At 41.5% G+C, this 20,629-nt stretch carries 9 protein-coding genes; 7 read left to right on the top strand and 2 right to left on the bottom strand.

What is annotated here, in order from left to right; genetic code table 11:
• Nucleotides 1–201: 201 nt before the first annotated feature.
• The 4 genes from ACHFIY_RS16405 to ACHFIY_RS16390 all read left to right on the top strand — a co-directional run bounded on the left by ACHFIY_RS16405 (nucleotide 202) and on the right by ACHFIY_RS16390 (nucleotide 10,301).
• Nucleotides 202–8,070, top strand: a complete 7,869-nt coding sequence (locus ACHFIY_RS16405; protein WP_410847201.1) for a YCF48-related protein — start codon at nucleotides 202–204, stop codon at nucleotides 8,068–8,070.
• A 233-nt stretch (nucleotides 8,071–8,303) separates the two neighbouring features.
• Nucleotides 8,304–8,513, top strand: a complete 210-nt coding sequence (locus ACHFIY_RS16400; RefSeq protein WP_410847200.1) for a hypothetical protein — start codon at nucleotides 8,304–8,306, stop codon at nucleotides 8,511–8,513.
• A 766-nt stretch (nucleotides 8,514–9,279) separates the two neighbouring features.
• Nucleotides 9,280–9,744, top strand: a complete 465-nt coding sequence (gene rnhA, locus ACHFIY_RS16395) for a ribonuclease HI (protein ID WP_410847199.1) — start codon at nucleotides 9,280–9,282, stop codon at nucleotides 9,742–9,744.
• A gap of 68 nt (nucleotides 9,745–9,812) precedes the next feature.
• Nucleotides 9,813–10,301, top strand: a complete 489-nt coding sequence (locus tag ACHFIY_RS16390; protein ID WP_410847198.1) for a hypothetical protein — start codon at nucleotides 9,813–9,815, stop codon at nucleotides 10,299–10,301.
• A gap of 172 nt (nucleotides 10,302–10,473) precedes the next feature.
• On the opposite strand, the gene ACHFIY_RS16385 is transcribed toward ACHFIY_RS16390, so the two are convergent.
• Together ACHFIY_RS16385 and ACHFIY_RS16380 are read right to left on the bottom strand one after the other, a co-directional pair.
• Nucleotides 10,474–12,990, bottom strand: coding sequence for a DUF5686 family protein (locus ACHFIY_RS16385; RefSeq protein WP_410847197.1), 2,517 nt, complete (start codon nucleotides 12,988–12,990; stop codon nucleotides 10,474–10,476).
• Nucleotides 12,991–13,186: 196 nt separating this feature from the next.
• Complete coding sequence (locus ACHFIY_RS16380) at nucleotides 13,187–16,336, bottom strand: alpha-amylase family glycosyl hydrolase (protein ID WP_410847196.1); 3,150 nt, start codon at nucleotides 16,334–16,336, stop codon at nucleotides 13,187–13,189.
• A gap of 900 nt (nucleotides 16,337–17,236) precedes the next feature.
• On the opposite strand from ACHFIY_RS16380, the gene ACHFIY_RS16375 reads away from it, so the two are divergent.
• From ACHFIY_RS16375 to ACHFIY_RS16365, 3 genes are all read left to right on the top strand, one after another.
• On the top strand, nucleotides 17,237–18,688 hold the full coding sequence (locus ACHFIY_RS16375) for a sodium:solute symporter (RefSeq protein WP_410847195.1): 1,452 nt from the start codon (nucleotides 17,237–17,239) through the stop codon (nucleotides 18,686–18,688).
• 172 nt (nucleotides 18,689–18,860) lie between these two features.
• On the top strand, nucleotides 18,861–19,499 hold the full coding sequence (locus ACHFIY_RS16370; protein WP_410847194.1) for an O-methyltransferase: 639 nt from the start codon (nucleotides 18,861–18,863) through the stop codon (nucleotides 19,497–19,499).
• A gap of 2 nt (nucleotides 19,500–19,501) precedes the next feature.
• A complete protein-coding gene (locus ACHFIY_RS16365) occupies nucleotides 19,502–20,611 on the top strand; it encodes a glucosaminidase domain-containing protein (RefSeq protein WP_410847193.1) in 1,110 nt (369 codons plus the stop codon).
• Nucleotides 20,612–20,629: the final 18 nt, after the last annotated feature.

Genomic DNA, 20,629 nt, shown 5'->3' with positions numbered 1-20,629 from the left:
AACCAAAAACCTACAACATAATCCCACATTTGTGGTGAAAACCCCCAAAAAGCCCAAAAAACTACGGTAAACCGTAGGTGCAAATGCCAAAAGGCAGCAATAGTTTTGTAGAATTATTCATAAGCTGGTTTATAAAGCGTTTTGGTAAAGCAAAAAAGCTTAGCTAAACAGGTAATAAACAGCGAAAATAAACCGTGAATTATGCAAAAAATCTATGTAAAACAAGTTGTAATTAGTTTAGTTACTTGTTTTTTTTTGCTTTCGTTTGGTGTGCTAAAAGCCCAAACTTGGTCTACCCAAACCTCAGGTACCACAAAAAATTTATTTAGTGTTTATTTTGCCAATCAAACTACCGGTTGGGCTGTAGGAGCAAGTGGCACCATACTAAATACTACTGATGGTGGCAGCACTTGGACAAGCCAATCAGTAGGTACAAATAATTTTAACAGCGTCCGTTTTACTGATGCAAACTTTGGTTGTGCAGTGGGTAATAGAGGTACCATTATTACCACAAATAATGGTGGCAGCACGTGGAATATGCAAAGCTCTGGTACAACCGCTACTTTATACAGTGTGTTTTTTGTAAGCTCCACTCAGGGTTGGGCAGTGGGTGCGGGTTCAACTGGTATTATATTAACAACAATTGATGGTGGCAGCACATGGGTTGCGCAAACATCTGGCACAACTGCCTCTTTATCCAGCGTGTTTTTTGTTAGTGCCACTCAGGGTTGGGCAACGGGTTCAGGTGGTACTATATTAACAACAATTGATGGTGGCAGCAATTGGGTTGCACAAACATCTGGCACAACCAATCGTGTATTAAGCTTATATTTTGTTAATGCCACCACAGGTTGGGCCTCCTGTGGAAATGGGCAAATCTTAAAAACGACCGATGGAGGTAATACATGGGTTTCTACTAATTCCAATACTACTGTTAACTTATCTAGTATTTATTTTACCAGTGCAACACAAGGTTGGGCAGTGGGTGCATCTGGTACTATATTGACTACTACTGATGGTGGCAACACTTGGACAACCCAAGCATCAGGAATAACCAATTATTTAAATAGCATTTATTTTGTCAATGCTTCACATGGCTGGGCTGTTGCAACTAATGGCCCTATTATAAATTTCAATGCGCCTTGCACCGCTACCACCAGCACCACCACCATCACCTCTACCAATGCATCCTATACTTGGAATGGCACTACCTACACCACGGCAGGTACTTATACCAAAACCTTTGCAGGTGGCAATAGTGTGGGTTGCGATAGTGTTGCTACTTTAAACCTATCGTTTGCGTCACCAAGTGCATTTACTTATACCACGCCCAATACCTTCACGGCAGGTACTGCCATTACCCCATTAAGCCCAACAGCACAAGCTACTGTTAGCACCCTTGGTTCAGGGTTCAATAGTGCTAGTGGTGTAGCGGTTGATGCGGCAGGGAATATTTATGTAGCAGATCAAGCTAACAATGCGGTTAAAAAAATAGCTACCAATGGCACTATTACCACACTCGGCTCTGGGTTTAATACCCCAACTGGTGTGGCATTAGATGCTGCGGGTAATGTGTATGTGGCTGATTATGGTAATTCCATGCTTAAGAAAATAGATACAAATGGCAATATAACCTCCATTTTGGCTTGCACTCCTTTTGGTGTAGCACTAGATGCTGCTGGTAATGTATATACAACTGATGTAAGCAAAGGCACTGTGGAGAAAATTGCCACAAACGGCAATGTTACTACGCTTGCTACAGGGTTAAATGTTCCGCATGGCTTAGCCGTAGATGCTCAAGGCAATGTGTATGTGGCAGAAGATAGCAATAATGACATCAAAAAAATTGCCACCAATGGCAGTATTACCACGGTAGCTTCAGGGTTTAGTGCACCTCAAGGGGTAGCTATAGATGCTTCGGGCAATATATATGTGGCAGATTTACGTAACAATGCCATCAAAAAAATTGCTACAAACGGCACTACTACAACCCTTTATTCAGGGTTCAAAGCTGCTGGTGCTCCACCCAACGGAATTGCTTTAGACGCTGCTGGCAATATATATGTGGTAAGTCAATACATCAACCCAATAACTAAAATCCTTATAGCAGGAGAAGTATCTAGTTACAGCATTAGCCCTACCTTACCTACTGGTTTAAGTTTTAATACAACAACGGGTGTTATCAGCGGCACACCCTATGGCAATAGTAGCAGCACCACCTATACAGTTACGGCAAGCAATGGGGGTGGCAATGTTAGCAGTACTTTATCTATTACGGTAAACTGTACCAATACGTACAGCACTACCATTGTTACCGATGTTAGTTTCCCTTACACTTGGAACGGAAATACCTATACCCATGCAGGTAATTATTCAACAACCTTTACCAATGCAAATGGCTGCGATAGCATTGCAAACCTAGCTATCAATAACAGCAGTATTTCTCGCTTCTATGTAAATAAAAGCGTAGTAGGCGGCAATGGCGATGGTAGCAGTTGGGCAAATGCCTACACAGAAATGGGCGAGGCTTTATTGGCTGCTCAAAACAACCCTGCTGTAAAAGAAATATGGGTGGCAAAAGGCACTTACCTGCCTACAAGGGACTTTAAAGGCAAAATATCCCCAACCGATATACGCACAAAAACCTTCTACTTGCGTAACAATCTAGCCATTTATGGTGGCTTTGCAGGTACAGAAACAATCCTTAGCCAACGCAACTATACCACCAACACCACTACCCTTAGTGGCGACTTTAATGGGGATGATGTGGTAACAGGTACTGGCAAAACTTTATCTTTTACCAACAATACCGAAAATGCCTACCATGTGTTGGAAGGGATTTTATTGGACAGTACCGCTTATTTTGATGGCTTTACCATAAAGGGTGGTTATGCAAATGGTTCAAGTAGCGACACCACTACTATAAATGGTACTACATATAGCATTCTACAAACTTATGGGGGTGGTTTTAATGAAGTTTCTTCCTATGCCAAGTTCTCCAACAATATTTTTACTGAAAACGCTGCTGGTTATGCAGGTGGCATTTATGCAAATGGCATATCGGCACAGCCTGGCATTCCAACGTTAACAAACAACACTTTCTCTTTGAACAATGCTTTAAATGGTGGTGGTATTTATGCTGTCACTGGCAGTTATTATTATTCCAACTGTTCCTTTATAGGCAATGCGGCATCTATAAGTGGTGGTGGCATTTATCAAACTAGCGCTCTGTCTAGATTCTTAAATTGTGTTGTTACGGGTAACTATGTTACCAACACTGGTGCAGGTGTACTTACTTCGTTTGGTGGGGCATCTTTTATCAATTCGGTTATCTCAAACAATACGGCTGGAGCTTCCCTTTCTAGTGGAGCTGCTGGGGGCTTTTATAATGTTAGGGCAATAGATACGCTTATCGGCTGTGTTTTATCAGGAAACACTTGCGGTATAGCAGGAGGTGCAATACTGAACAACACTGGTTCATCAATATACATTACCAATTGTACTATTTGGGGCAATACTGCAACTAGTGTCACTGGCAGGGGCGGGGGCTTATATGCCGCCAGTAGCACGACTACAGTAAGCAACTCTATTTTGTACAACAATACAACCCCCAACAATGCCACAGATGCTGGCACAGAGGAAATATACAATACCACGGCAACAAAGCCAGTAAAACTCACTAACAGCCTTGTAAGGGAAGCATTGCCTATTACCAATGTTACCGATGGCGGCGGCAACATAAACAGCTACCCACAATTTAAAGATACCACCAACCCCATAGGTGCCGATGGTATATGGGGTACGGCAGACGATGGTTTGCAACTCAATTGTAGCAGCCCAGCAGTAAATGCGGGCAACAACGACTCTGTTACCGTAAGCACAGACTTAATAGGCAATGCACGCATTTATGGCAGCAAAGTAGATATGGGAGCGTATGAAAAAATAGGTGCCGCTACTAGCAGCACCACCACCATCACCACTTGCTCCTTCCCTTATACTTGGAATGGTACGACTTACAATGCTGCTGGCACTTACACGTACACCACCACCAACAGCCAAGGCTGCGATAGTGTAGCTACTTTGGTGTTAAGCGTAAGCCCTACCCGCTACTATGTAAACAAAAACGTAGTAGGTGGCAATGGTGATGGCAGCAGTTGGGCAAATGCCTACACAGAATTAGGCGAAGCACTGTGGGCTGCGCAAAGCAATTGCGTAAGCGAGATATGGGTGGCCAAAGGCACTTACCTGCCCACAAGAGATCCTAAAGGCTTAACTAGTCCTACCGAAGTGAGGGACAAAACCTTTTACCTGCGCAATGGCGTAGCATTATATGGTGGATTCAATGGTACTGAAACAAGCCTTAGCCAACGAGACTATGCCACCAATACCACCATCCTCAGTGGCGATTTGAATGGCGACGATGTGGTTACGGGTAGTGGCAAAACTTTAAACTTTGCCAATGGCAATGATAATGTTTTCTCCATATTGCTCTCTATTAAAGATGATAGTACCACACAAGTAGATGGTTTTAAATTAATGAATGGCAATAAGTACAGTACTACTATAAATGGTATCAGCTTTAAAGGAGATACGCTGGAAGGCCTAGCTTTGGATGACTTCTATGGCAACCCTTTGCTGCAATCTGCCATTACCTTAAAGCATTTAACCATTACCAATTGTGCAACTCCCACTATCCTTTACAGCAGCAATCCTACAATTGATTCTGTTGATTTTATTAATAATTACACAAGTGGTAGAGGAGGTGCTATTTCAATTGGTAATAGCTACAATATTTCGGTACCCGCTACTATTATTAACCATGCTTCATTTATTGGTAATTATGCAGTAGGAGGTGGATCTAGTATAGCTAGTGTTAATGCTAATGGCTTTAAATTGCTTAATGCTATTTTTCAAAATAATTATGGAAGTAGTGGTGCAGGTGTTTTTGTACAAGGCAGTGGTAGCTATGAAATAACCAACTCTGTGTTTAGCAATAATGCTGGTTCAAATGGTGGTGCTATCTTTATATTTAATAACACTGCAACTACTATCAGCAACTGTGAGTTTAGCAGTAATGCTACCACTGGTGGGGGTGGTGCTATCACTTTATCAACAACTAATACTTCCATTATCAATTGTATTTTTAATAAAAATACCTGTGTTAACACGGGTGCTGCAATTTCGGCGGGAGCAAGCACTGTGAAAATAAATAATGCTACTTTCTGGGGCAACCAAGCCACTAATACCACTAGTAGGGCTGGGGGTATTTATTTTAACAATAGTACAGCTACTGTAAACAACAGCATTTTATACAACAATACTACTCCAAACAATGCCACAGATGCAGGTACAGAGGAAATATACAATACCACGTCAACTAAGCCAGTAAAACTTAACAACTGCATAGTACGGGAAGCATTGCCTATTACCAATGTTACCGACCTCGGCGGCAACAGTAGCAGCTATCCTCAATTTAAAGACACTACCAACCCAATAGGTGCCGATGGTATCTGGGGCACGGCAGACGATGGACTGCAACTCAATTGTAGCAGCCCAGCAATAAATGCGGGCAACAACGACTCTGTTACAGTAAGCACAGACTTAATAGGCAATGCCCGCATTTATGGCAGCACGGTAGATATGGGGGCTTATGAAAAAATAGGTGCCGCTACCAGCAGTACCACTACCCAAACTGCCAGTGGCAGCTATACTTGGAATGGCACTACCTACACCACAAGCGGCACTTATACTTACACCACCACCAATAGTGCTGGCTGCGACAGTACGGCTACTTTAAATTTAACCATTACTGCTTCAGGCATTACATGGACGGGCACTACATCGGCTAACTGGTCCACCGCCAGCAATTGGAGCAACAATGCAGTGCCTACTAGCACAGATAGTGTAACGATCCCAAGGAACGGTGGTGGCAACGAGCCTGTTATTAGTGGCACAGCCTCCATTAAGTATATCAATATTGGCAGCGGCCGCACGCTTTCTATTATTGGTATGCTAAACCTATATGGCACTATCAGCAATGGCGGCAACTTGTTTGCCAACAACGGCACGGTGGCCTATGTGGGCAGCACGGCACAGTCCATCGACGATGGCAACTTCACCAGCAACAGCATCAAGAAACTTACTATCAACAATGCCGCAGGCGTGAGCCTCAATGCCAATTTGAGCGTGACAGGCACATTGACCCTTACTGCCGGCACCTTTAATACCAACGACAACCTGACGCTGAAAAGCACCAGCATAGCCAATACCGCCGTGGTAGGCCCCGTTTCGGGCAGCATCACGGGCAAGGTAACCGTGGAAAGGTTCATCCCACAAGGGTTGCGGGTATTTAGGGACTTGGGTGCTGGCCTTGCCAATGCGGGCAGCATATTCAGCAACTGGCAGGAAGGCGGCGTGAACAACAACGGCTACGGCATACCCATCACGGGCAGCCAAAACACCAGCGCAGGTACTAACCCAACCACAGGTTTGGATTATACAGGCACGGGCAACCACAGCATGTACACCTTTACCAATAGCAATTGGGACAGTGTGCTGAATACTAAAACCACCAACCTAGACCCTTACCAAGGGTACAGGGTATTGATCAGGGGCAACAGGGCCGTAAACCTGTTCCAAAGCCCACAACCAGCCGCCATGCTTAGCCCTGCCACCATCCGCACCACGGGCAATTTGGTTACAGGCACGGTTACTTTTGGCACCGGCGGGGTATCTGCAAGCACCAATAGCAGCTACCACCTTACTAGCGGCGCATCGGCCTTTAGCTTTGTAGCCAACCCCTATATATGCCCAATAGACTGGAGCAGCATATATGCCAGCAGCAGCAACATCGGCAGCAGCTTCTGGTATGCCGAGCCTACCTTCCTTACGGGGGGCTATACCACTTATGTTACCTACAATGCCAGCAGCGGCACAAGCAGCAATCCACTGGGTAGCCGCTTGAACCAGTATATACAGCCTGGGCAGGCATTCTTTATTCAGAACGATAGCACGGGAAGTGCGCCAGAGTTGGTGATAAAAGAAAGCGACAAAGCCCCCAATGCAAGTAAACTGGCCATTTTCGGCAGCACACCAGTAAACAGGATAGCCATTGGCCTGTACAAGGGCGGCAACAACGTGGACGGGGCAGTAGCCGTGTTCTCAAATAGTTTTTCCCCAGCCATAAGCAAGGAAGACAGCCGTAAGTTTAGCAACGGTGGCGAGAACATAGCTTTGAAACAAGGCAATACAGACCTAAGCATCAATGGCTTGGGCTTGCCAAAAGCAACGGACAATATACCGCTTCACTTGTACCAAATACAGGCCAATACTACTTACACCATAAGGATAGATGCCTCGCAATTTGCAGCCAATGGCCTGCAAGCCTACCTAAAAGACAAGGTAACGGGCAAGCAAACCCTGCTTAGTGGCGACAGTACCGTGGTAGTTTTCACAGCTACTAAAGACACGGCCACCTACAACAGCCGCTTCAGCATTGTGTTTGGCACTGTAACCCTGCCTGTCAGCAGCATCAAGCTTACGGCTACGCCAGCCAGCAATGGCAGCGTGAAAATAGACTGGGCAACCATTGGCGAAGCCAACGTGGCTAGCTACACCGTAGAGCATGGCACAGACGGTGCAGCATTCACCGCCATAGCCACCCAAAGAGCAGCCAACACAGCTACGGCAGCATATAGCTACACCGATGCCAATGCAGCAGCAGGCGCAAACTACTACCGCATAAAGGCAACGGACAACAACGGGGCAGTAACGTACAGCAACGTAGTTGCACTTACAACGTACAACGTAGAACGTACAACTTTCTCTGTTTACCCCAACCCAGTCAAGGGCAGCAGCCTCAGCCTGCGGCTTAGTAATCTGGACAATGGGCAATACACCGTGAGCTTGGTGAACAAGCTAGGGCAAACCGTGCTTAGCAAAGCAATAAGCCACAACGGCGCAGCGGTAGAAAAGATAAGCATTGGCAAAGGCTTGGCTGCTGGCACTTACACCATCCGGTTGAGCAACAACAGCGGCACTATTTTGCAAGCACAAGTCGTGAAGGAATAGCGGATAGCCACAAAAACCTTCGCTAAGGTCTCCGCAATTCCCCTCTTGAGGGGTGGCCGTAGGCCGGGGTGGTTTTCTAATGATGCAAGTGCGAAGCCACAAAGAAGCACAAAGGAGAATAAGTACAAAGATTATTCTCCTGCTTCTTTTCTTTCTTTCCTTCGTGCTGCTTTGAGCCTTAGTGGCAAAAATCCTTGCCTTGGTGGCAAAAAATAAACTTTTAAAACATAAACATGAAAAAAATCATTGCAGTATCACTTTTTACCCTGCTCGCAGCCATGGCTGCAAGCGCACAGCCAAATCCCGGCGGCCCGGGCACCAATGGCAACGGCACTACCAACGATTTGGGCAATACACCTGCAGTACCTTTTGATGGCGGCATGAGTTTGATACTTTTGGCTTCTGGCATTGGTTATGGAGCTAAAAGAATGAAGAAGAAATAGGGTATCCCTCTAACGCTTCCGAGGAGCTACTTACACCTCACAACTTATCACCCGCCATGGGGGAAATTTGGGATACGCATGGGGGCATTTTTCCCCCATATAGGATTGTCCTTTTCAATAATTCGTGAATTATTCCCAATTTTACAGTATGTAAGCCCTTTGTCTCTGCTAGGTCAACCGCTTCGGTTTCCCTAACCCCTTTTATTAGACTTGTGGCACTAAATTTAATATGAAACTAAAAATTATAATATGTTCATTTCCGCCTTATAAATCACTCACAAATCACTCACTTTTCACTCACAAATCACTCACAAATCACCCATAAATCACTCACAAAACACTCACAAATCACTCACGAAACACTCACCTTAAAAAACAAAAAAGCACTGTATTTCAATGAGTTATCACCAACGAACGCCTGATATTTAAAATAAAGGCTAAAAATTCACTGACAAACAAAAGGGTCACCGCCCCAAAAAAGGGTATAAAAAAGATGTCTCCGCTCATTTACGGCAGTAAAAAGACCAAATAGAAAGTGCCGTAGGAAAGCCAAAGAAAACTAACCCTGTAAAAATTTTTGTTTGTTTTTGGTAAAACTAGAAAAGTTATTTTGACAGCGTTAGTAAAAATGTGCTTCTTTGCGAAAAAGCTTTTGCACCTTTTGCTTCAAAATCTGCTAAATGCTGTACAAGCCACTTAATGCCTTTTCTAAACAGCTTGCAAGCAGGGCTAAGTATCAATTATTCATTATTAATTATCAATTAACTTGTCGCATCAACTAATTATTTATACAGATGGCTCTTCACGGGGCAACCCAGGGCCGGGAGGCTATGGTATCGTGATGCAATGGGGCGAGCAAACCAAGGAGTTTTCGCAGGGCTTCCGGTTTACTACCAATAACCGCATGGAGCTGATGGGCGTAATAGTTGCCTTGGAAAGCCTTACCAAAAAAAACATCCCATTAACTATTTATACCGATAGCCAATATATTGTAAACAGCGTAGAAAAACGTTGGCTGGATGGCTGGATAAAAACCGACTTTAAAGGCGGCAAAAAAAACAAAGATTTATGGCTACGGTATTATAAACTATCCCGTGATTTCAAGATAAAGTTTGTTTGGGTAAAAGGCCATGCAAACAATGCCATGAACAACCGATGCGATATATTGGCAACTACTGCCGCAGATGGCAAGGGCTTGATTGAGGATGTTGGATATATCCCAGGTTCGTAATTATTTTTACTCTTATAGTTCTTATAGTAAATCATGACGCTGCAAATCAAAGCAAAAACACATAAATAATGATTAAAATATACAAGCCTTTATTATTAGTAACTACCTCACTTACACTTCTATTAAGCTTTGTTTATGGGCATGGCAAGAAGCAATATTTGAACAACAAGCAACAACCACTGACCAATAAGGAATTTAAGATTACAATAGATGTTTTTTCTACTTTCCCTCCTGAAATTGATGGTTGTTCCTGCTGCTTTTCTAACAATGCAAAAGAGTTCAAAAAGAAGCAGTATATGTATTTGAACGATTTTGCCCAAATTTCATTTTTAAAGATAAATGGCGTGCTTACAAAATTTATGCAAACCAGTTATAGGAAAATGAACAAAACAACCACAATTGCGAAGGCAAAAAGCAAAAATTATGAACTGGCTATAGAAATTAAAACAACTATGCCAAGCGGAGAGGAAGCCTCCTTATGTACTGGTATCATTATAATTACTGACAAAAAAGGAAACAAAGTTGTTAAGGAGTTTTATGGTGAATGTGGTTGCTAATTTATGTACTTCTATACTTGCCTTTAGAAAAAAGCAATTTTAAATAGGCAATAACTATATTTCCTTTCTCTTCTTTTTCTTATCTATGTTGTACAATGTGCTTATGTGGTAAGTAGAAACCTTTTTTCTTAGTGCTACTTCGAGCCTTTGTGGCTATGAGATGGCAAAAAAACTAAAACTGCAACCTAAAACTCCCAAATACCCCAAAGTTCATTACCTTATTGGTAATTGCTTTAGGGGCAGATGGGTCTGGCGTTGGGATAGGGGTTGAAGGGCCAGAAAAATGGGGGGCAAACCGCCACACCAAGTCAACCCTAAAGCACTTGAAAATATTATCTATGCCTGTGCCTACCTCTGTATAGTTTTTGCCTCTTAGGGTTTTTAGGCGGTAGGAGCCAAACTCCAATCGGTTGAAGGCCCTGTTGTCCATGCTCATATTGCCCCAAACAGTTTTTACGTTCCAAAACTGCCGCATACTGGTTTTGCGCATGAAGGGGAATAGGTTGAATAGTTTTTTATCAAAATTATGCTCGATATTAAAACCATAATACTTGTCGCTTACATACTCAAAGCGGTTCATCAGGTTAAATGATTGCTTTGAATAATAATATATTTCATTGCCTGGGTGCACTTCAAGCAGCATAAAAGGTATGTGGCTGCCATTAATTTTGCCCCCATAAGCGGCATAGCTTACCGTGCCCCAGCGTGGTATATTACTGTTTTGAGAGAACATGGCTGTGTATTTCTGGTAGGTGTAGCCACATTGGAAAACATGGGGCAAAGCCATGGCATAGTTAAGCTCTAAAACGGGCAACTTACCTTTTATCGTAAAGTCTTTTCTTTTGCCACTTATCTTTCTTTCGCCGGGGGCATAGCGCAGGTGCAAGCCCAATTCCGAGTTAACCAAGTCGCCATTGGCAAACAACTTGCTAGAAGGCAGTGGGGCATATGTTTTATAGTTGCTCCTGCTAAAACTGAGTTTGGTTGATAAGTTGTTTTCCCAGTCTTTGTTTACCGATACCTTATAGCTTTCAATGTTGATGAATTTCTGCGTAATCCCTTTACGCCTGATGAAGCGGCTGAAAAAATTGTCTATTGTGGCCTCGTCATTATCGTTGAAGCGTATGCGGCCATTGTCTAAGTCGTTGGTATAGGCACCGGCAATAGACCAAGTTTCGTGTTTGTTTACTTTGTAGTTAAAGCCTAATTTTTCTTTAAACCTTTTATCCCTCACGCCGTAGGCAAGATAGCCATATAGGCGTAAATGCTGGTTAAATAAAGGTGTCGTACCCAAATCGAAACGAAAGCGCCTATGTTCCAATTGGTCGTAGCTTATCCATTTGTACCAAGGGCCTATTTCTATCATGCCAAATTGCTTGTACCCGTCAACTAAAAATTTCAACCTGGTTGTATATGTTTTAAACAAAGGCATTTGTTTCAGCGTATCAATCATTTGATACACTTTTACCTCGTTGCCGTTTAGATTTTCGTGCCTGTTTTGCTGCCAGAATGCCCTGGTGTTTTCCTTTGCCGTAGGGCTTACTATTGCTTCCTCGCTTTTCTTGTTTTTGGCAAGGGCAGTTTGTATAGAGGGGGTATTAATCAGTATGTTTTTATAAGTAGCTGTTTTACGGCCTATAAAACTTAGTTTTTCTTTTGGGAAAGGCGACAAATCTGCAATGAGTTTATCCTTGAAAAACATCCAAGTGCTATCATTCAGTGGGGCAAACTCCTGTACCACGGTAAGGCGGTTTACAAAGTTGATGCTGGCAGAGCTGGATGCTGTGATGTTTATTTTTTCAATAGCCCAGGTTTTGCTGTGTACCCAGCAATCGCCAGTAAACGTATTTGTTCCCTCCTGAAGCGGGTTGAAAAAAAGATGAAAAAACTGCTCGTGGTTTATGTATTGTGTGTCTGCCCCTTTATAATGGTAATATTTATCGCCAATGCTGCTAATGGGGCTGATGAATGCTTTGTCAAATAGTTTTACATAGTCCTCGTATATATTTATCTTTTGGCTTATGCCGCCCATGAATTGTAACAGGCTTTCGTTTTTAATACCATTGGTTTCCACGGCTTTTATTTCTTCCCTTACCCTGTATGGCTTGTTGGAATAATAATAGTCTGATAAAGACTCTGTAAGGAACACTGGTAAAAAAGGTTTTGTTTCACTTACGCTGTCTATATTGTTCAGTAGGAAGCTAAACGGTTGCATCATTTTGCTATGCATGAATTTCACCTTGTTAATATTGTTCAGGTCAAGTTCCAGTTTGTTGTACAACTCGTAACTGTAATTTTCAAAGCGGTAGGGATTGTTTTTGGGTTTATGAGCCACAATAGCCCGCCACCAACGCAGACCCTTGCTAAATTTCGATTTCACAATCACGCCTTCGGTCGGCGCAGCATCTTTTAAATAACAGTAAATCCAAGCAGTATCTGAAAACAAGGATGCTGGTTTGTAATAGGCTTCGTAGCCTACATATTTAATAACCAATGTATCTGCCTTATAGCTGCTTTTTGCCAATGAAAACTTGCCCACAGAATCGCTTGTAGTGCCGTAGCCTGCTTTTTTAAAATATACACTGGCAAAACGGATAGGTTCTTTGGTAAATTCATTTGCTACTATTCCTGTTATATGCCCTTTTTGGGCATAGCTTTCTTGTATCATGCTCGAAAAAACAAACACCATACAAAAAAAGTAAAAAAATATAGATAATAGCCTCTTGTTCATTTCCAAATAAGCATTCAATTATGTTTCGGTAGTTAGCTACACATAACAATCGCAAGTTAATGTTTTTTTAATTACCTTTTAATCTTCCTGCATGAAAATAAAAAAGGCTACATCCAAGTTGGAAGTAGCCTTTTTTAGTATGAAGCAATAGTTTTTATTCTACTACTATCTTTTCTGTTTTATTGCCGTTATCAGCCTGAATGCGGAGCAAATAAACACCTTTTGCAAATTGCTTTGCAGGTATGTTTATTTGCTGGCCAGCAACAGTTTTAGCTGCCGTTTGTTGATACAATGCTTTCCCAGACATATCATAAAGCACCACGTCCATTTTATTCACATTTGCCTGCACTGCTATTTTTATGGTACTGTTCGAGTAAGTGGTATGCCATAAAGTTTTGCTGGCATCTGCAGTAATGCTTACCACCTTAGAAAATGTGTACTTGCCATCATTATCTACTTGTTTTATGCGGTAGTAAACAGTGCCTCCCAAGGTGCTAATATCCGTATAGTTGTACGTTACAGCGTTAAACACGCTGGTACTGGCTGGTACAGATCCTATATAAGAAAAACTAGTGCCATCAGTGCTGCGTTCTATGTCGTAGTGGTTGTTGTTTATTTCGTTGGATACAGACCATGCAAGGTTCACAGCATTGTTTAGCCCTTTTTGTGCCGTAAAGCTAACCCAGCTTACTGGTAGCACTGCATTTACATCAATATTGGTAAAAACAGCATAATCCCCAGACGACAATGTAAAAGTTGTTGCATTATTTGCAATTGTGATAGTTGGATTACCAACAGTACCAACCACCCTATACCAAGTGCCATTAGTCGGGAAGTTGATACTGGAGGTAGAGGATCCAGTACCCAAATTTGCGAAACTAACCACGCTCATGTTGGAGTAATATATTGTTAATTGCTTAACATCCCCATTTAAGCTATATGTTGCAAGATTACCAAACATTAAGCTGCCGTCTGTAAATGTAGGGGCTAATGAAGGCACGTTACGCATATTAAACAGTTTGGCATACACATCGTACAAGCCTTTGCGGTAAGTATTTTGATAATAGCTCCACAAAATAGGTTTAGGATCTGTTTTGCAGCTGTTTTGGTTTATTGTTGTCCCGTCTGAACAAAGGCCAATAGTTTTATCATAGCCTACTTCTCCAAACTGCCATATCATTTTAGGGCCAGGCATTACGGCAAACAAAGCAGCAGCAGCAGCATCCCTTTTCATTTGTGTAGCAAGGTCATATTTAATGCCTGAATTGGCACCATAAGCATACTGTTTGTAAGCAAGGCGTTCTTCGTCATGGCTTTCTTGATAAGCAACCAAATTGCGTTGTGTATAACCGCTTCTATCAAAAGAATAAGACAAATCAGCATTTGTAGAAGGATAACCGATTACACTTTGTTGATATTGGCTAGACATGTTCCCCCATGGCATCATGCCATAATTGGCCAAAGCTGCTTCCTCGCCATTATCGCCAAGATGTTCTAAAATGCAATAAGAACCTGGAGCTACTGCTTGCATTTTATCGTAAATGCGTTTCCAAATATCCACCCTGCCTTGGCTGTAAGCACTCCAAGTGGCCACATCTTGTGTGTTCATGTCAGCAGGGGTAAAGCCTTTTGCTAAATCCCACCTGAAACCATCAATTTTATAATTGGTTAACCAATGGGTTACTACTCGGTCAACAAAATCCCTTGTAGCTTGGGTATTGTGGTTAATGTCATATCCTACATTGAAAGGATGGTGTGCATCGGTATAAAACCAAGGGTTATTTGCGGCAGGTTTGCTATTTGCAGCATCCCAATACATTTGTACCATTGGCGAAAGCCCAAAAGAGTGATTTAAGGCAATATCCATTACTACTGCTATACCTTGTGCATGGCATGCATCTACAAATTTCCTTACATCGTACTCTGTGCCATAGTTTTTGTCTGGGGCAAAGTAAAAACTTGGGTTATAGCCCCAGCTATTATTGCCTTCAAACTCGTTTATTGGCATTAGCTCTATGCAATTGATACCCAGTTTCTTCAAGTACCCCAAGCTATCAATAGCAGCTTGGTAGGTTTGCGAAGCAGAAAAATCACGCAATAACAACTCATACACAAGCAGGTTATGTTTATTTGGTTTTGTAAAATTGGTTACCTGCCAGTTGTAGGCGGGTTTTGCAGTTTGCAAAACACTTACAATTCCAGAGGCAGCTGTTGGGTATGCTTTCAAGTTTGGGTAAGTGCCCGCGGCGAGGTACTTGTCGTTCCAAGGGTCCAATACTTTTTCCGTATTGTAATCTGCTACTTTCAGGCTGCCGTCAATCAAATATTGGTAAGCGTATTCAGTGCCTGGGGTAAGCCCAGTCAATTTTAGCCAATACCTATTGCCATCGGGGGTAATATTCATCTGGTAATTTGCAGACTGTGCCCAGTTGTTAAAATCGCCTAATACAAAAATATTGTTTTTTGATGGTGCATATAAAACCATTGTAGCTACGGTGTTGTCATTAGGGTCGTAATTAATACCATCAACAGTGCCAGCTGGCAAAGCGGCCACTGTGTTGGCACTAGCTACCACAAAAGTTACTGTGTCGCTTACTGTTGTGCCACCGCTTGTTGCTTGTGCAATGATGGTTTGGTTGCCAGAAACAGCTATATTAGTTGTTGTTGTTGCAGTTGTTGCACCAGTTTGTGTTGCTAACAAACTTCCATTTAAGTATAGATTTATTGTAGATGATACCGATGCGTTTGCTGTGATAGTAATTGCATCGCCTACTTTCTTTGTGAGCGTTTCTATCACTGGCAAATACAGAGGTTGCTTAAATGGGTTGTCTATCCTAACATTCAAACCACCAGCTGTATATACGGGTATGTACATATCGCTGCCATCAGCATTCCGCTGCACAGTAGAGCCAGCACCATTTCTAAATAGGATTGCTATTTTTTGTACGGTTTCTGTTGCATCCGTCATGCTAAAAAAAGAACGTAGGCCACCTGTAATGGTAAAAGACCATTTATTGGAGCCAAGATAAGTGGCATGGGCTGTAGTGGGAGTAGTAGCCCAGGTAAAAGGCGCATGTTTCCAATCGGAAGACGATGTACTTTTGTTGGTAATCACGCCCATGTGTACATATATGTCTGAAGTATTTGCATAGTTCAGCAGGCCTGCATTTCCTTTTGTAGCATCTAATGTAATTGTAATAGGCGTAGAGGCTTCGGTAACAAATGCAGGGGAAGTACTCAATTCCTGTGCACGGATAGAGGTTGCTAACAGCGCCATGGCAAGTAGTGTAAATAAGTGTTTCATTGACAAGCTTTTTTGTTTTTTTAATTAATGTGTAAAATGTACACATTTAAATTCGCTACGAAATTTGCTTTTTTATCACACATAGCCAAATTTATTTTTAACTTTCTACCTATTTTGTGTTAATGTTAAAAAATCGATTGATTTTATAACCTTTATATTGTTCAAACGGTGCAAAAAAGTCTCCCGATAAACAACTGATGTTTAGCTAGAAACAACCAATTTATATGTAAAATTAGTACTATTTGTGCATTCGTGGCCAATTGGTTGTATAGGAGTTTTTAGCTGAGCTTCCTTTTTTTAATTTGTCAAGAAACATGCCCTAATTTAGAAAAACCTTATCTTTGGTGTATAAATGCACCAGATACAAAGCATTTACAAAACTATTGTCCCGGCGGCAGTATCGTAGTTCTTTTTTTGCTAATATTAAAATAGTAGTTTTAAAAATTAAGGTATTATAATTCCTTATCAATAAATTATCACTTTACTATCATAAAATGATTAGTTTACTATCAGTTTACTATCAATAAATGATAGTAAATTTTCATAAAATGATACTTTTTTTTCTACTAAAAATTCTCTAATGTTATTAATAATCAATCATTTACAAAAGTTGTGAGGATTTTAAAAAAAATCAAGAACGACATAAAAGGCTCAAAATTAGCAAAACTGAAACTATTTTAATAAAAATAACTTGTATATTGATATGATTAAAAATGTATAAATATTCTTTTCTTGCCAACTACTTTTGGAGAAATTGTCCCTGCCTTTAGGGAGGGGTGAGGTTGCATTAGGTTGCTTTTTTTTATAAAAAAGCGAAAAATTTTTATACACCCGTTCAAAACCCTATAAAGCTTTGTTACTAACAACGTTTATCTTGCAAGCCTAATATTTTATTGGCACATGAACCCACTTTTGTTGTTTTTCTTTGTGGTTGTTTATTTTTTAGTGTTATTGTCAGTTGCCTGGTACACAGGCCGTGGTAGCAACAACGAGTCATTTTTTATCGGCAACCGAAACAGCAACTGGATGCTGGTAGCTTTTGGCATGATTGGCACCAGCCTTAGCGGCGTAACTTTTGTAAGCGTGCCAGGTGGGGTTGCAAAAGATAGTTTTGCCTATTTCCAAGTTACATTAGGTTATTTATTGGGCTATGCGGTGATTGCTTACGTGCTTTTACCATTGTATTATCGGTTGCAGCTAACTTCTATCTATCATTTTTTAAGTACAAGGTTGGGTGAAGCATCCTACAAAACAGGTGCTTCGTTTTTTATCCTTTCCCGCACGCTGGGGGCTACTGCAAGGCTTTATTTGGTTGTGCGTATTTTGCAGGATGCAATACTATCAAGCTTTGGTGTGCCGTTTTGGTTAACAACCCTCATTATACTCGCCATGATTATCCTTTACACATTCAAAGGGGGCGTAAAAACAATTGTGTGGACAGACACGCTGCAAACAACCTGTATGCTTGGTGGCTTAGTTGTTTGCGTGGTATATATATTGCAAATCATGCACCTTAGTTTTGGGCAAAGCATTGCGGCAATGGGGGAGAAGGGGTACACCAAAATATTTTTTACCAATCCATATGGCAAAATGTTTTTTATGAAACAGGTATTGGCAGGGGCATTTATCACCATTACCATGACAGGCATGGATCAGGAAATGATGCAGAAAAATATTTCCGTGAAAAAACTGGGCGACTCGCAGAAAAACGTGATGACGATGGCCTTGGTCATGATGGTAGTAATATTGCTGTTCCTGTTTTTAGGTGGGTTGTTGTACTTGTTTGCTGGGCAGCAACATATTGCGGCTGTTGGCGATAAGTTGTTCCCAACCATTGCATTGGGCTATATGCCATCATTTGTGGCCATTATTTTTATCATTGCGCTTATCTCGGCATTGTTCCCTAGTGCCGATGGGGCTATCACCGCACTTACATCCTCTTTTTGCATTGATATCTTGGGTATTCATAAAAAGGAAGGGCTAAGTGAGGCAAAACAAAAAGCAATACGCCAGACTGTTCATATTTCCTTTGCAATCATTTTTTTGTTTTTTGTAATGGTGTATAAATGGTGCAACAATCCCAGCATGATTTCCGTGATACTAAAAGTAGCGGCTTATACTTATGGGCCATTGCTGGGTTTGTTTGCTTACAGTATCCTTACAAAAAAGCAGGTAAAAGACAAATGGGTGCCTTTTGTATGCGTTTTATCTCCTGTTGTTTGTTTTTTTATCGATAAATACCAGCAGCTATTGCTTGGCAATTTTGAAATAGGGTTGGAATTGTTAATCATCAATGGGTTGCTTACTTTTTTGGGACTGCTGGCTATTTCGAAGCAGAAATTGGAAATTTAGAACACCTTTTAAATTAAAACAAAGTACAAAAACAAAGTTCTTGCTTTTTGTAGGGGCCTGGCATCCCCTCGCCTTCGGAGAGGGGGGTGAGTTCTAACAAAAAGTAAATAAAAATTAATTTACTCTCCTCCTATTCCCCCTTTAGGGAATGGGGGCTTTATCTCAATAACAAATGGACATTATACACCCTTTAGCAGAGGCATACTCCTATGCAATAACATCAGATGAAGATGAATTGCTGCAACTGATATACGAGCAAACAAGTGCCAAGCACCCCAAGGCACACATGCTTAGCGGCAAAGTGCAAGGGCAGTTTTTAACATTTGTAAGCCAAATGTTGCAGCCAAAATACGTGCTGGAAATAGGCACTTTTACAGGGTACAGTGCTGTGTGTCTCGCTAAGGGCTTGCAATACGGCGGAGAACTGCACACAATAGAACTGCGGGATGCCGATGCCCAAACCGCACAATCATATTTTAACCAATCAAAACAAAAGAAGGAAATACATTTGCATATCGGTGAAGCGTTATCTATAATCCCCCAATTGACCCACAACTGGGACTTGGTGTTTATAGATGCCGACAAAACAGGTTATATCGATTATTATGAATTGGTAGTACCTTTGCTCAGCAAAAAAGGCGTGATTATTGCCGATAATGTTTTTTTTCATGGCCAGGTGCTTGAGCAGCCTTTAAAAGGCAAAAATGCTATTGCCATTGATGCTTTCAACAAGCATGTGGCCGCCGACCCCCGTACAGAAAATGTGTTGCTGTCTGTGCGTGATGGGTTGTTATTAATAAAAAAGAAATAGTGATGAAGCAAATATTGGTATGGTGTTTTTGTGGATTTGTAATGGTAGCAAATGCTCAGCAACAAGAAAATGTAAGCGCTTATATTGATAGGTACAAGGATATTGCAATGGCGGAAATGCAGCGTAGCGGGGTGCCAGCATCTATCACTTTGGCTCAAGGCTTATTAGAAAGCGGCTGTGGGCAAGGTGAATTGTGCAAAACCAGCAACAACCATTTTGGCATAAAATGTAAAACTGAGTGGACTGGCGACAAAGTTTACCATGATGATGATGAAAAGCAAGAGTGTTTCAGGAGTTATCCCTCCGCTGCCGAAAGTTATAAGGATCATTCCAATTTCCTTAAAACCCGTGAGCCATATAGTTTTTTGTTTTTGCTAAAACCTACCGACTACAAAGGATGGGCTAAGGGGCTTAAAAAAGCAGGGTATGCCACCGAGAAAGACTACCCGCAGAAATTAATTAAAATTATTGACGACTACAACCTGAACCAATATACTTTGCTGGCATTAAATAATAAACCGTCTGACAATAACAATAGCTTAGCAACAACAACCCAGCCTGCAAAAATTGCTGCCGATACAGACATGGTCAAAGATACTGTTTTGGGTGAATTAACCATCCCTGTTACTGCCCATGCTGCTTTTAAAAAACCAAAGCCAGTTGTTGAAAAAGGTGAGGATTCTGTTGTGATTACAAACCCAAATTTTACAATTGACAAGAAATCTATTGATAGCAGCATCAAAGCAAGTTACCCTGTTGGTGTGTTTGCTATAAACCATGCAAAAGTGGTTTATGTGGAAGAAGGTTATAGTTTATTGTCTTTGGCCAAGCAATACGACATTTCATTGTCTAAATTGCTGGAATTTAATGAAATGGAAGATGTGGACGTAACCAATGCCGCACAACTTATTTTCCTAGAAAAAAAGCAAACAAAAGGGAATACAGAAACCCATATAGCCAAGGCTAATGAAAACCTGCATGAAATAAGCCAAGAAGAAGGCGTAAGGCTAGATAAAATATTAGAATATAATAAACTAAAAAAGGAGAGTGTTGTAAACATCGGGGACAAAATTTTATTGAGGCCAGTCGCTACTTACGGGCTTTCTAAATAAATTGCAAAGCCTGTTTAT

It is taken from the genome of Parasediminibacterium schistidii, assembly GCF_046546515.1.
Taxonomy (GTDB): Bacteria; Bacteroidota; Bacteroidia; order Chitinophagales; family Chitinophagaceae; genus Parasediminibacterium.
The sequence above is the reverse complement of the archived record's forward strand: the minus strand, read 5'-3'. Positions and strand labels throughout refer to the sequence as shown.